11 protein-coding genes and 1 tRNA gene are annotated in these 13,882 nt (G+C 71.0%); 2 read left to right on the forward strand and 10 right to left on the reverse strand.

Annotated features, from left to right (window positions below; all coding sequences use genetic code 11):
• Positions 1-32 precede the first annotated feature (32 nt).
• The 5 genes from ACSMXX_RS21720 to ACSMXX_RS21740 all read right to left on the reverse strand — a co-directional run bounded on the left by ACSMXX_RS21720 (position 33) and on the right by ACSMXX_RS21740 (position 4,104).
• Positions 33-785 (reverse strand): DUF6069 family protein, encoded by a 753-nt coding sequence (locus ACSMXX_RS21720; protein ID WP_473180365.1) that lies wholly within the window; start codon positions 783-785, stop codon positions 33-35.
• Positions 786-976: 191 nt separating this feature from the next.
• A tRNA-His gene (locus ACSMXX_RS21725) sits at positions 977-1,049 on the reverse strand.
• A gap of 202 nt (positions 1,050-1,251) precedes the next feature.
• Entirely contained in the window at positions 1,252-1,857 is a 606-nt protein-coding gene (gene orn / locus ACSMXX_RS21730; RefSeq protein ID WP_473180366.1) for an oligoribonuclease, read from the reverse strand.
• Positions 1,858-1,881: 24 nt separating this feature from the next.
• The gene (locus tag ACSMXX_RS21735) at positions 1,882-3,231 is read right to left on the reverse strand and encodes a helix-turn-helix domain-containing protein (RefSeq protein ID WP_473180367.1); all 1,350 of its coding nucleotides are present in this window, start codon (positions 3,229-3,231) and stop codon (positions 1,882-1,884) included.
• 414 nt (positions 3,232-3,645) lie between these two features.
• Complete coding sequence (locus ACSMXX_RS21740; RefSeq protein WP_473180368.1) at positions 3,646-4,104, reverse strand: hypothetical protein; 459 nt, start codon at positions 4,102-4,104, stop codon at positions 3,646-3,648.
• A 328-nt stretch (positions 4,105-4,432) separates the two neighbouring features.
• On the opposite strand from ACSMXX_RS21740, the gene ACSMXX_RS21745 reads away from it, so the two are divergent.
• On the forward strand, positions 4,433-4,954 hold the full coding sequence (locus ACSMXX_RS21745) for a universal stress protein (RefSeq protein ID WP_473180369.1): 522 nt from the start codon (positions 4,433-4,435) through the stop codon (positions 4,952-4,954).
• Between the two features lie 296 nt (positions 4,955-5,250).
• Here ACSMXX_RS21745 and glmS read toward each other — a convergent pair whose 3' ends face one another.
• Both glmS and ACSMXX_RS21755 read right to left on the reverse strand, forming a co-directional pair.
• Positions 5,251-7,077, reverse strand: a complete 1,827-nt coding sequence (gene glmS, locus ACSMXX_RS21750) for a glutamine--fructose-6-phosphate transaminase (isomerizing) (protein WP_473180370.1) — start codon at positions 7,075-7,077, stop codon at positions 5,251-5,253.
• Positions 7,078-7,223: 146 nt separating this feature from the next.
• Entirely contained in the window at positions 7,224-7,502 is a 279-nt protein-coding gene (locus ACSMXX_RS21755) for a hypothetical protein (RefSeq protein WP_473180371.1), read from the reverse strand.
• A 344-nt stretch (positions 7,503-7,846) separates the two neighbouring features.
• Between ACSMXX_RS21755 and ACSMXX_RS21760 the strand changes: the two genes are divergently transcribed.
• The gene (locus tag ACSMXX_RS21760; protein ID WP_473180372.1) at positions 7,847-9,460 is read left to right on the forward strand and encodes a beta-N-acetylhexosaminidase; all 1,614 of its coding nucleotides are present in this window, start codon (positions 7,847-7,849) and stop codon (positions 9,458-9,460) included.
• A gap of 156 nt (positions 9,461-9,616) precedes the next feature.
• Here the strand turns inward: ACSMXX_RS21760 and ACSMXX_RS21765 are convergent, their stop codons facing one another.
• Genes ACSMXX_RS21765 through ACSMXX_RS21775 form a run of 3 tightly spaced genes read right to left on the reverse strand, consistent with a single transcriptional unit; the run spans position 9,617 to position 13,865 of the window.
• A complete protein-coding gene (locus ACSMXX_RS21765) occupies positions 9,617-10,780 on the reverse strand; it encodes an acyl-CoA dehydrogenase family protein (RefSeq protein ID WP_473184903.1) in 1,164 nt (387 codons plus the stop codon).
• A 5-nt stretch (positions 10,781-10,785) separates the two neighbouring features.
• On the reverse strand, positions 10,786-11,766 hold the full coding sequence (locus tag ACSMXX_RS21770; protein WP_473180373.1) for a hydroxymethylglutaryl-CoA lyase: 981 nt from the start codon (positions 11,764-11,766) through the stop codon (positions 10,786-10,788).
• Positions 11,763-13,865, reverse strand: coding sequence for an acetyl/propionyl/methylcrotonyl-CoA carboxylase subunit alpha (locus ACSMXX_RS21775; protein WP_473184904.1), 2,103 nt, complete (start codon positions 13,863-13,865; stop codon positions 11,763-11,765). The genes ACSMXX_RS21770 and ACSMXX_RS21775 overlap by 4 nt, the downstream gene beginning before the upstream one ends.
• Between the last annotated feature and the right edge of the window lie 17 nt (positions 13,866-13,882).

The following is a 13,882-nucleotide window of genomic DNA, read 5'->3' on the forward strand; positions in this document are numbered from 1 at the left end:
CGCACACCCGGCGCACGGCGGCCGCGCGCACATCAGCCGCGGTCGCCGCCACGACGGTCATCGGGGCGGGCGGCGGTGCGCGCGACCGTCGCCAGCAGTGTGCCGATGACGACGCCGATCACGAGATAGACGCCCGCGGTGCCCGCCTTGGCCTCCCAGCTCGCAGTGGAGGTGAAGGGCATCAGCATCACTGCCGCCGTGCCCAGCGCGATGATCCACCCGAGGAACCGGCCCGGCTGCGGCGTCGCCAGCATCAGCAGATTCAGCACGGCCGTGGCCGCCAGCGCGACGAGGGCCGAGCCCAGTGCGAGCTGGCCGGTGGAGGTGAGCTCCATCGTGCCTTCCTGCTCGGGGGCGAAGACCGGGATGTCCAGCACACCGCGTACGAGCAGCAGCGCGACGGCCGCCGCGAGCGCGGCCACCAGCGCCACGACGACGCCGCCCGCCCACAGCCGCGCGAAGCTGATGCGGCGGCGGTGGCCGCCGGGCGGGCGGTCGTGGTCGAAGCCGTTGGTCCGCTTCTCCGGTACGTACGTCCCGGACTCGTCGTACGGATCCGGGTAGCGGGCGGCGGCGCCGTAGCCGCGCACCGGCTCGAATGGCTCGAACGGTCCGTCCCGCTCCGGGGTGCCATGCGTGCCCGGGCCCGAGCCCGGCCCGGCACCCGGGCCTTGCCGACCGGGCTGTCCGTGCTGCCCCGGCTGTCCCGGCTGTCCCGGCTGTCCCGGCCGCCCGTGCGGATTGCGAGGGTCCTGAGGGCCGTTCGGGTCGTGTGGACCTGCCATGTGTATCGAGTCCTCTCCCTGGGCCTCCCCGGACCGTGGTCCGCTCTCACCAGGCTCGGTCCGCCCCGCTGCCGCCGCATCCCCAGCGCGGGCACGGCTCACCCACGCGGCCGTAGACCGCCGCCGCGCGCACGGGCGCGCGAAAAAGGCCCCCGCCCGGGTCTCCCCAGGTGAGGGCCTTGATCAGTGAGGGTGAATGACGGGACTTGAACCCGCGACTTCCTGGACCACAACCAGGTGCTCTACCAGCTGAGCTACATCCACCACGACCGGCTCGCTCTTCTGTCCGGCCGAGAAAGAGTGTACAGGGTGCGGCGGGATGCTCGCGCACGGGTTCTGGCCCGGCCGAAGGGGCTCCAAGGGGGCCGAACGGAACCCGAATCGGACCCGTACGGGATGGGCACGGGACCGGACTGCACCCGGACGGGACCCGTCCGGAGCCGGGGACGCCCGGACTCCCGTCCGCTCAGGAAGCGGGCGGGACCACGTGATTGGCGGCGATCTTCTTCGCCGTGTCCGAGTCCGGCCCGGGCGGTGCGACGAAGACCGCCTCGCGGTAGTAGCGCAGCTCCGCGATCGACTCGCGGATGTCCGCGAGGGCGCGGTGGTTGCCGTTCTTCGGCGGGCTGTTGAAGTAGGCGCGCGGATACCAGCGGCGGGCCAGCTCCTTTATGGAGGAGACGTCCACGATGCGGTAGTGGAGGTGCGCCTCCAGATCGGCCATGTCGCGGGCGAGGAAGCCGCGGTCGGTGGCGACCGAGTTGCCGCAGAGCGGGGCCCTGCCCGCCTCCGGGGCGTGCTTCCGTACGTAGGCGAGGACCTGCTCCTCGGCGTCGGCCAGCGTCGTGCCGTCGTCGAGCTCGTCCAGCAGGCCTGACGCGGTGTGCATCTCGCGGACGATCTCCGGCATCGAGGTCAGTGCTCGCGCCGGAGGACGGATGACGACGTCGACGCCCTCTCCGAGTACGTTCAGCTCGGAGTCGGTGACGAGAGCGGCCACCTCCACGAGCGCGTCGTCGGCCAGCGAGAGGCCCGTCATCTCGCAGTCGATCCACACCATGCGGTCATTCATGCGCTTCACCCTACGTCCACGCCGTCAGCTGCGGCCCCGCTGTCCCGGCAACCTCGGAGCCCAGGCGTCCGACTCCGGTTTGCCGGGCTCAGCGGCGTCCTGACGGGAGTCCCGGTGGGCGCGGGCGGCGTCCCGCAGCTCGCGCGGGACGTACTGGCCCGCCGCGTGCAGCACGCGGTCGCCGCCCGTGCCGCTGCCGGAACCGCCGGGAACGCCCGGGTCACCGTACTGGGCCTGCGCTCCCTGAGCCCCGCTGCGGCCACCGGCCTCCGCGGCACCCGCGCCGGCGTCGTCCTCGCCGCTCCCGCCGCCGGATCCGTTTCCGCTGTCCGGCCGCCGGATGCGGTACGCGGCGCGATACGCGGCCGGTGACGAGCCCAGCTGACGCCGGAAGTGCCCCCGCAGCGCCACCGGCGAACGGAAGCCGCAGCGCCCCGCGACCTCGTCGACCGAGTAGTCGGAGGTCTCCAGCAGCCGCTGTGCCTGGAGCACACGCTGCGTGATCAGCCACTGGAGGGGTGCGCTGCCGGTCAGGGAGCGGAAGCGCCGGTCGAAGGTACGGCGCGACATGTACGCGCGCGCAGCCAGCGTTTCCACGTCGAACTGCTCGTGAAGATGCTCCAGCGCCCACGCGACGACCTCGGCAAGCGGGTCCGCGCCCATCTCCTCTGGTAAAGAGCGGTCCAGATGGCGTGGATGACCTCCGCTCTCCGTCCCGCTGCCGCGGCGGGGCGGTACCACCAGGCGGCGGGCGAGGGCACCCGCCGCTTCGGTCCCGTGGTCGTTGCGTACGACGTGCAGGCACAGGTCGATGCCGGCGGCGGTGCCCGCGGAGGTGAGGATGTCGCCGTCGTCCACGAAGAGTTCGCGGGGGTCGACGTGGACGGAGGGGTAGCGCTTGGCGAGCGTCGGTGCGTACATCCAGTGGGTCGTCGCGGGGCGTCCGTCCAGGAGTCCGGCGGCGGCGAGCACGAACGCCCCGGTGCAGAGCCCGACGAGGCGTGCCCCTTCCTCGTGCGCCCTGCGCAGGGCCTCCAGGGCGGCGGCCGGGGGCGGCTGGGTGATCGACCGCCAGGCCGGGACGACGACGGTGCCCGCGCGGGACAGCGCGTCGAGCCCGTAGGGAGCGCTCAGTTGGAGCCCGCCGGTCGTACGCAGCGGCCCGTCCTCACCCGCACACACCAGAAGCCGATAGCGGGGGACCCCTGCGTCCTGGCGGTCGATGCCGAACACGGAGAGCGGTATGGAGCTCTCGAAGATGGGACCACCGCTGAAGAGCAGCACCGAGACGATCTCCCGGCGCCGCCGTGCGGCCAGCTTGCGGGTCGTCGCCGGGCCGTTCGTCGAGTCCTGATGGCTCTTTGGAACGCTCACCGGTAGTCAGCCCCCCTCAATCGTCGCGTCCTCTCGGTCCTGCACGTTTCCCCCGCGGCGATAGCCAAGATCGAATCTACTGTGTCGGACGATGCCGTTGGGACAAGTTCGACACTCGGTGCTATGTCGACAAGGCAACTTGGCGTGAAGCGTTCGATCACGAAGCGTTCCATCCGGTGACGCCACTGGGAAGTGCGCATGCCGTCCCTGCCCCGCCGCCGTAGGCGCCACACGTGCCCGTTGGTCCTTTCCTCGCAGGTGGCGAGGGGTGGCGAAGTTGCCGTCCCAACTGCCGTGACCAGTAACAAGATTGGCCGAAAATCACGGGGACCGCACGTGGGATTCGGACACATCGTGTGCGTACGCCCCCGTGCACCGGCGTACGCCGGTGCAATTCGGCCGCCAGGGCACTGCCTACGGCTCACCCGGGGGTCCCCAGTGCCGTCCGCCCCTGTGCAGGCCCGTGCCGGTACGGCTGTGACGGCCACGGTGCGGGCCCGGCCTGGCGGCGGTGAAGCGGCCGATGCCGTGCTGCGCGTACGCGTGCTGGGACAGGTGCAGGAGCGCACCGCACGCTGCCGTGACGACGGTGAGTCCGACGGCGGCACCGAGGGCGGCCGGCAAGGAAACACCGCAGGTCAGAAGCGTGACCGGGGTCAGTGCGCAGCTGAAGGCGCCCCAGCGGACGAGGGCGCCCGCGGTGGCGGAGGCGCGCGCCGCGCTCTCCGAGTCGGGGGCCGGGCCGTCGTCGTCGTGGTCCGCGCCGCGGCCGGAGGGGAGCACCGCGGAGGGCGGCACCGCGGAGGAGAGGAGCGCCGCGGAGGAGGGGAGGCGGCGCCGGCCGCCGCCCCGTCCGGGAGTCTGTGTGGGCACGCAGTGATAACGCAGCGTCGAGCGCGGCGTAACTCGGCGTATCCGGATGCCTGTTGGCGGTAAGGGGCGACGCCGGGCGTTGCGCCGAGCCGCTCCCTCAGGCATGCTCCGGGGTCAGCCTGTCGCGGCCGGCCCCTCCCAGCGCCCCTGGGCAAGGGGGGAGTCTGGTCGTACCCTTACGGGTAAGAGGCTGGAGAGCGCCCTGCAGACGGCTGATGGCTGGATTCATTCCGGGCGCTCAGTACCGCCAGGATCCTGATTCCCGTACGGAAGCTCACAGTCAACCGCCGCTCCCTCCGCACAGAGGACTCCCTTCGCCGAGATACAGATGGCCGGACACGAGATCCCCGAACCAGCGGACCGCAAGCAGGTCGCAGATCCGAGTGCGACCGATGAGGCGGCGGAAGAAGCACGCCACTCATGCGATCCGGCCTTCCAGCACGGCGTTGTGGTGGGTTTCGACGGTTCGATGTCGAGTGAACGTGCCCTCGCATACGCGATCGGGATGGCCTACAGGTCCGGTTCCGGCCTGATCATCGTCCATGTGGCCAACAGGCTGCCGACGACCGTGTGGGCGGGGTGCGAGCCGCCCGTCTTCGTGGATGTGCCCGATCACCGCACGGAGGTCCTCGGGCTCGAACTCGCCTGCGCGGAACACCTCTCCGAGGTTCCTTGGATCCTCGTCGAGCGGGGCGGCGACATCTGCCACGAACTCGAAGAGGTCGGGCACGAGTACGAGGCCGACGCCATCGTCGTCGGGTCGACACACGGTCTCGCGGGGCGGATCTTCGGCTCGGTGGCCGGGCGGCTGGCCCGGCGGGCCGAGCGTCCGGTCGTGGTGATTCCGTAACGTTCCCGAGGGCAGGCGGTGCCCAATTGCGCCCTGTGCGGCGGGAGTTCTGCTTTTGTCCGACGCCGAATCTTCTCAACGCAGCATGTGGATTGTGCGCTTGTGAGGGGCATATAGGGGGCACGGGACTCCCGTACATATGAAAAGCGTGCTGTCGCACGGGAGGTGACGGTCCCGTGGGACGGCAACCTGCCGGCGTTATGGGCGACGTCGGCAAGGGGAGGCGGAATCCCGCGTGGTTGGTGGCCCGCGCGGGATTCCGCCCGCCGCCTTCTGTGTTCACTGCGCCCAGCCGGCTACTCCACCGTGACGGACTTCGCCAGGTTCCGCGGCTTGTCGATGTCCCGGCCGAGCGCCAACGCCGTGTGGTAGGCGAGCAGTTGGAGCGGGATGCCCATCAGCACCGGGTCCAGCTCGACCTCGTTGCGCGGCACGAGGATCGTGTGGTCCGCCTTCTCCTGCTCCTGGTGCGCCACGGCGAGGATCTTGCCGCTGCGGGCCTTGATCTCCTCCAGTGTCGCCCTGTTCTTGTCGAGGAGTTCGTCGTCGGGAAGGACCGCCACCGTCGGTACGGCGGGCTCGATGAGCGCGAGCGGCCCGTGCTTCAACTCGGAGGCCGGGTAGGCCTCGGCGTGGATGTACGAGACCTCCTTGAGCTTCAGCGACGCCTCGCGGGCCACGGGATAGCCCCGTACGCGGCCGACGAACATCATGCTCTTCGCCTGCGCGTAGTCCTGCGCGAGCTTCTTGATGTCGTCCTCCGCGCGCATGATCTCGTCGATCTGCCCGGGCAGCCGGCGCAAGCCGGCGATGATCCGCTTGCCGTCGGCGACGGACAGGTCGCGGATGCGGCCGAGATGCAGGGCGAGCAGCGCGAACGCGACGGCCGTGTTGGTGAAGCACTTGGTCGAGACGACGCAGACCTCTGGCCCCGCGTGCACGTAAACACCGCCGTCCGTCTCACGCGCGATGGCGGAGCCCACGACGTTCACCACGCCCAGCACGCGCGCGCCCTTGCGCTTGAGCTCCTGCACGGCGGCGAGCGTGTCGTAGGTCTCGCCGGACTGGCTGACCGCGATGTAGAGGGTGTCGGGGTCGACGACGGCGTTGCGGTAGCGGAACTCGCTGGCGGGCTCCGCGTCCGCGGGCACGCGCGCCAGTTCCTCGATCATCTGCGCGCCGATCATGCCCGCGTGGTAAGCCGAGCCGCAGCCGAGGATCTTCACGCGGCGCATGCTGCGTGCCTCGCGGGCGTCGAGATTGAGGCCGCCGAGGTGGACGGTCGCGAAGCGCTCGTCGATCCGGCCGCGCAGCACGCGGTCGACGGCGTCGGCCTGTTCGGCGATCTCCTTGTGCATGTAGGTGTCGTGGCCGCCCATGTCGTAGGACTCGGCGGCCCACTCCACCGTCTCGGGCGAGGTCGAGGTGCGCGAACCCTCGGTGGTGTACGTGCGGTAGTCGTCGGCCTTGATGGTGGCCATCTCGCCGTCGTCCAGGGTGACGACCTGGCGGGTGTGCGAGACGAGCGCGGCGACGTCCGAGGCGACGAACATCTCGTGCTCGCCGATGCCCAGCACGACGGGTGAGCCGTTGCGGGCCACGACGATGCGGTCGGGGAAGTCCGCGTGCAGCACCGCGATCCCGTACGTGCCCTCGACCATCCGCAGCGCTTCCTGGACCTTGGCCTCCAGCCGTTCGGCCTGGGCGCGGGCGATCAGGTGGGAGAGGACCTCGGTGTCGGTCTCGGAGACGAACACGACGCCGTCGGCGGTGAGTTTGGCGCGCAGCTCGGAGGCGTTGTCGATGATGCCGTTGTGGACGACGGCCACCTTCTCCTCGCGGTCGAGGTGCGGGTGGGCGTTGACGTCGTTGGGGGCGCCGTGCGTGGCCCAGCGGGTGTGGGCGATGCCGGTGGTGCCCGCGAACTTCGCGGGGACGCGCTCCTCCAGGTCACGCACGCGGCCCTTGGTCTTCGCCGTCTTCAGGCCCGCGTTCCTGCCCGTCCCGCTGCTGTGGATGGCGATGCCGGCGGAGTCGTATCCCCGGTACTCCAGGCGCTGCAGCCCCTCCAGCAGGAGCGGAGCAACCTCGCGTCGGCCGATATATCCCACGATTCCGCACATATTGGCTGTTGCCTCTCCTCGTCGGTTTCCACCTGGCGGTGGGCTGGTCGTCGTTGCTGTTGTGTGCTGTGCCCGGCTTCAGGCCCGGCCGCCGGTCTTCATCGTGCGCGGGGCTCCGCCGCCGGGAAGGCGCCGGCCGTCATCGGTCATCCGTAGACGATGCGGCGCAGCTGCCGCAGTGAGAGATCCGGTGGTGCCACCGCGCGGTGCGGCAGCTCGGACGAGATGCGGGCGAAGATCTGCGCGTTGTTCTGCCCCCTGGACTGCAGCTCGCGATGGCGGCGGCGTACGAACTCCTCGGTCGTCTCGTCGAAGTACGCCAGCACGTCCAGGACGATCCGGGCCGCCTCACCGCGCTGGAGCGGTGTCGTGCGGACCAGATGGTCGATGAGGTCGTCGTGGACCGGCGTACGCACTTCGAGCACACCTTGATATTGAGCGCTCGGCGCGAGGAACGCAAGAAACTTGCCCGAAATCGGGCACGTGTGTCGAATATAGCTGTGCGCGACGCGGCGGTGACTGGATGCTGTCCAGGAGTGGCCGAGGTGGCCGATGGCGGAGGTGGCCGAGTCAGCGGGGGCTATGGCGCGGGACCGGGCGCGGGCCGCGAGCTCGTCTGCCCCGTGGCCCGCGGCGAGTGGTCTACACCTTGACCCGGCGTGAGGGGCGCGATACACGTGTGACCGTTCGTCTGCACCACGCACATGCCCCGGCCCGCGCGGCTACGCCGTGTGGGCCCCATGCACGACGCCCACCGAAGGGACCGTCCGTGAGACGAATCCGGCCGCTGCTGCTGTGCGCCGCTCTCCTCGTCACCGTCCTGCCCGGCTCGACCGCGGCCGTGGCCGCCGAGGGCCCCGGGTCCCAGGAGCGGAAGCCCACGCCGCTGGACCAGGTGGTGCCGGCGCCCGAGTCCGTACGGGAGGGCGGCGGGGCCTTCACCATCACGGAGCGGACGGTCATCCGCGTGACCGGCTCCTCCGGCGAGGCGCGTCGCGTCGGGGACCAACTGGCCGGGCTGCTGCGCCCGTCCACCGGATACCCGCTGCCCGTCACCACGCGGCCCGGCCGCGACGGCATCCAACTGCGGCTCGCGGGCGGCAAGTCCGGCAAGTCCGGGCTGGGCGCCGAGGGTTACCGGCTGAAGGTCTCCACGCAGGCGGCCGTGATCACCGCACCCACCGGTGCGGGGCTCTTCCACGGGATGCAGACGCTGCGTCAGTTGCTGCCCCCGCAGATCGAGTCGCGTACGGAGCAGCCCGGGCCGTGGCAGGTGGCGGGCGGCACGGTCACCGACCGGCCGCGGTACGCCTACCGCGGCGCGATGCTCGATGTCTCGCGGCACTTCTTCAGCGTCGAGGAGGTGAAGCGCTACATCGACCAGCTCGCCATGTACAAGATCAACAAGCTGCATCTGCATCTCTCCGACGACCAGGGCTGGCGGATCGCCATCGATTCCTGGCCGCGGCTGGCGACGTACGGCGGCGGAACGGAGGTCGGCGGCGGCCCCGGCGGCTACTACACCAAGGCCGACTACCGGGAGATCCTCCGCTACGCCGACGAGCACGAGCTGACCGTCGTACCCGAGATCGACATGCCGGGGCACACCAACGCCGCGCTCGCCTCGTACGCGGAGCTCAACTGCGACGGAGTCGCACCGCCCCGCTACACGGGCACCGAGGTGGGCTTCAGCTCGCTGTGCGTGCCGCTCGACGTGACGTACGACTTCGTGGACGACGTGGTGCGTGAGCTGGCCGCGATGACGCCGGGCCGCTATCTGCACATCGGCGGCGACGAGGCGCACTCGACGAGCCACGAGGATTATGTCGCCTTCATGGAGCGGGCGCAGAAGACCGTCGCCAAGTACGGCAAGACGGTGATCGGCTGGCACCAGCTCACAGGGGCGAAGCCGGCCGAGGGCGCCGTGGCGCAGTACTGGGGGACGAGCGGGGCCGCGGACGAACCGGAGGTCGTGGAGGCGGCGAAGAAGGGGACGAAACTGATCCTCTCGCCCGCCGACCATGCGTATCTCGACATGCAGTACAACGAGGACACGCCGCTCGGGCTGCACTGGGCGGGCTATGTGGAGGCCGAGCAGTCGTACGCCTGGGAACCCGGCAGCTACATCAAGGGCGCGCCCGCCGGCGCCGTGCTGGGGGTCGAGGCGCCGCTGTGGTCGGAGACGCTGGAGAAAAGCGAGCACATCGAGTTCATGGCGTTCCCCCGGCTTCCCGGCATCGCGGAGCTGGGCTGGTCGCCCGAGTCGGCACTCGGCTGGGACGGCTACCGGGAACGGCTGGCCGAACAGGGGCCGCGCTGGGAGCAGTTGGGCATGGAGTACTGGCGCTCGCCGCAGGTGCCTTGGCCGGGCGGGAGCGACTGAGCGCACGGCGGTACGCGGGGCGGCGGTAGGGCCGGGCGGGCCGGGCGGCTGTGCGGCCGCGAGGTTTCCGCGTCGCCCTTGGAGAGGGACGGAGCACTCAGGGGCCGGGCCGGGCCCTGAGTGCCCCGTGTGCTGGATGGTCTTCGCCGCGCGCGACTATCCGACGCCGAGCTCCCTGGCCACCAGCATCCGCTGGACCTCGCTGGTGCCCTCGCCGATCTCCAGGATCTTGGAGTCGCGCCACATGCGGGCCACCGGGTATTCGTTCATGAAGCCGTAGCCGCCGTGGATCTGGGTGGCCTCGCGGGCGTTGGTGACGGCGATCTCCGAGGAGTACAGCTTCGCCAGCGCCGCCTCCTTCTTGAACGGTTCGCCGAGAATCAGCCGGGACGCCGCGTCACGCCAGGCGATCCGGGCCGTGTGCGCCCGCATCTCCATGTCGGCCACCTTGAACTGGATCGCCTGGTTGGCGCCGATCGGCTTGCCGAACGCCTGCCGGGTGTTGGCATAGCTGACGGACTCGTCGACGCAGCCCTGCGCGAGCCCTGTGGCCAGCGCGGAGATGGCGATCCGGCCTTCGTCGAGGATGCGCAGGAACTGGGCGTAGCCGCGGCCCTCCTCACCCAGCAGATTCGCCTCCGGGACCCGTACGTCGGAGAAGGACAGCTCGCGGGTGTCCGAGGCGTTCCAGCCGACCTTCGAGTAGGGGGCGGCGACCGTGAAGCCCGGGGTGCCGGACGGCACGATGATCGTCGAGATCCGCGGCGAACCGTCCTCCTTGCGCCCCGTGACGGCCGTGACGGTGACCAGACCGGTGATGTCCGTACCGGAGTTGGTGATGAAGCACTTCGAGCCGTTGATCACCCACTCTCCGGTCTTCCCGTCCCGCTCCGCCGTCGTGCGGGTGCCGCCGGCATCCGAACCGCATTCCGGTTCGGTCAGGCCGAACGCGCCCAGCATCTCGCCGGAGCAGAGCCGGGGCAGCCACTCGCGCTTCTGCTCCTCGGTGCCGAAGCGGAAGACGGGCATGGCGCCGAGGGAGACGCCGGCCTCCAGGGTGATGGCCACCGAGGAGTCCACACGGGCGAGCTCCTCCAGGGCGAGGCAGAGCGCGAGATAGTCGCCGCCCATGCCGCCGTACTCCTCTGGGAAGGGAAGCCCGAACAGGCCCATCTCGCCCATCTGGCGCACGATTTCGTACGGGAACTCGTGCCGCTCGTAGAACTCGCCGATCTTCGGCGCGACGACCTTCTGCGCGAACTCCTCGACGGTGCGGCGGAGTTCCTCGTGCTCGGAGGAGAGACGGTGGTCGAGAGACATGGTGGTCACTGCTCCTTGTGGGAGTTCGGACGGGAGCCGGCATCCGTGCCGGCGCCGGTGAGCGCGCGCACGGTGCGTGAAGGGCTGGGACGGCCCAGCCGGTCCGCCATCCAGCCGCTTGTGGCCGTCAGACGGGCGAGGTCGACCCCGGTCTCGATGCCGAGGCCTTGCAGCATCCAGACGAGGTCCTCTGTGGCGAGGTTTCCGGTGGCGCTCTTCGCGTACGGGCAGCCGCCGAGGCCGCCCGCGGAGGCGTCGACGGTGGTCACGCCGTGCTGGAGCGCGGTGAGGGTGTTGGACAGGGCCTGGCCGTAGGTGTCGTGGAAGTGGACTGCCGTACGGGCCGCGGGCACCCCGGCGGTGGCCAGCTCGCCGAGCAGCGCCGCGACATGACCGGGCGTGGCGACGCCGATGGTGTCGCCGAGGCTCAGCTCGTCACAGCCCATGTCCAGCAGCGCGCGGCACACTCCGACGACTTGCGCGGGCGGAACGGAGCCCTCCCACGGGTCGCCGAAGCACATGGACACATAGCCGCGCACCCACAGCCCCTCCGCCTTGGCGCGGGCGACCACCGGCTCGAACATCGCCAGGGACTCGTCCAGGGAGCGGTTGAGGTTGGCGCTCGCGAAGGACTCCGTGGCGCTCGCGAAGACGGCGATGTGCCGGCAGCCGTGGGCGAAGGCGCGGTCGAGGCCGCGTGCGTTGGGCACCAGCACCGGCAGCCGCAGGTCGTCCGGGAGGTCGGCGAGGAGTGGCATCAGCTCCTCGGCGTCGGCGAGTTGGGGAACCCACTTGGGGTGCACGAAGCTCGTCGCTTCGACGGTCGTCAGCCCCGCCTTGCGCAGCCGGTGGATGAACTCGGACTTCACCTCGACGGGGACGGTCGCCTGCTCGTTCTGCAGGCCGTCGCGGGGGCCGACTTCGTGGATGCGCACCCGCGACGGGAGGCCGTCGCCGGTGAACCGCATGGGAAGACCCTCGATCACACCTCCACCTCCTTCTCCTGCTCCTGCGCCGTCTCCGTTTCCCCGGTGACTTCCGGGGTGGGATGCGGCTCGACGACGGCGAGCACCTGGTCCATGGCGACGGTGCTTCCCGCCGTGACGTCCAGTTCGGTGACGGTGCCGTCGCAGGGGGCGGTGATGACGTGCTCCATCTTCATCGCCTCGACGACGAGCAGGCTCTGGCCCGCCGTCACCTTGTCGCCGGCGGCGGCCTTCACCACGGTGACCGTGCCGGGCATGGGCGCGGTCAGCGCGTCCGCGCCGTGTGCCCCGGCACCGCCGCGCAGGGCGGCCGCCACCGGGTCGTGGTCCTGCATGTGCCAGCTGTCGCCGGCGCGGCCGAGCCAGTGGCCCGAGGCGGAGGCGGCGTGGGCCAGCCGGAGGGTGGTGCCGTCCCATTCGACGTGCAACCCGTGCGCTGCGCCCCCGTCGACGAGCCGGGCCGCGCGGGGCTCGCCGTCGCCGACCCGGACCTGCGCGTCGCGCGCCGGCCCCCGTACGCGGACGGCGACAGGGTCGTGCCCCGGTACGCGCAAGTGGTGTGCCGTCCAAGCCGGTTCACCGCCGAGGCGCCAGCCCGAAGGCACCGAGAACGGGTCCGTCCAGGCAGTCGTGGACGCTTCAGGTTCGAGTGCCGCGTGGCGCAGCAAGGCGGCCGCCGCATAGATCTCTTCGGGGACCTCACGGGGCACCAGCGAGGCAGCCGTGCGGTCGACCAGGCCGGTGTCGAGGGCGCCCGCGGCGACGTCGGGATGTCCCGAGAGCCGTCGCAGGAAACCGGTGTTGGTCTCCACGCCGAGCACCGTCGTCTCCGCGAGGGCCGCCCGCAGCCTGCGCAGCGCCGTGGGCCGATCCGGGCCGTGGGCGATGACCTTGGCGAGCATCGGGTCGTACGTCGTGCCCACCTCGGTGCCCGGCAGCAGCCCGGAGTCCGTGCGTACGCCCTGGCCTTCGGCCTCCCGGAGCAGCAGCACCGTGCCCGCCGAAGGCAGGAAGTCCACCCTGTCCCCCTGGAGCAGGGCCGTCTCGGCGCAGATGCGCGCCTCGACCGCATGACCGCTCAGAGCGATGCCGGCCTGGCCGAAGGGCAGCGGCTCTCCGGCGGCGACCCGCAGCTGCCACTCGACCAGATCCACGCCCGTGATCATTTCCGTGACGGGATGCTCGACCTGGAGGCGCGTGTTCATCTCCATGAAGTAGTACGGGCGGGGGCTGCCGCCCTCGTGCGGGGAGGGCCCGCCGCCCGGGACGATGAACTCCACCGTGCCCGCGCCGCGGTACCCGCAGGAGCGGGCGGCGTCCACGGCGGCCTCGCCCATCGCGGCCCGCGTCGCCTCGTCCAGCAGCGGACTCGGGGCCTCCTCGATGATCTTCTGGTGGCGGCGCTGCAGAGAGCACTCGCGCTCGCCGAGATGCACCACATTGCCGTGCCCGTCGGCGAGCACCTGGATCTCGATGTGGCGCGGGGAGTCGATCCAGCGCTCCACCAGCAAGGTGTCGTCACCGAAGGAGCCCAGGGCCTCGCGCCTCGCCGCCGCGATCTCGTCCGGCAGGGCCGCGGCGTCGCGCACCAGGCGCATGCCCTTGCCGCCGCCGCCCGCCGAGGGCTTCAGCAGCACGGGCATGCCGATCTCCCGTGCTGCGGCGGCCAGTTCGGCATCGCTCAGACCCGAGCCGGAGGAGCCGGGCACGACCGGGACGCCCGCCGCCCGCACCGTCTCCTTGGCGCGGATCTTGTCGCCCATCAGCTCGATGGCGGGGGCCGGGGGGCCGACGAAGACAAGGCCGGCATCCGAACAGGCCTGCGCGAAGGGGGCGTTCTCCGCGAGGAAGCCGTAACCCGGGTGGACGGCCTGCGCACCGGTGCGTGCCGCGGCCCGCAGCAGCCGCTCCGCCGACAGATAGCTGGACGCGGCCTGCGCGGGCCCGATGCGCACCGCCCTGTCCGCCTCCCGCACATGGCGGGCGTCGGCGTCCGCGTCGCTGAAGACCGCGACGGAGGTGATGCCCAGTTGCCGCAGGGTGCGGATAACGCGCACCGCGATCTCGCCGCGGTTGGCAACCAGCACGGTGTCGAACATGGTCACTGTCCCATCCC

Source organism: Streptomyces sp. DSM 116795 (assembly GCF_055792905.1).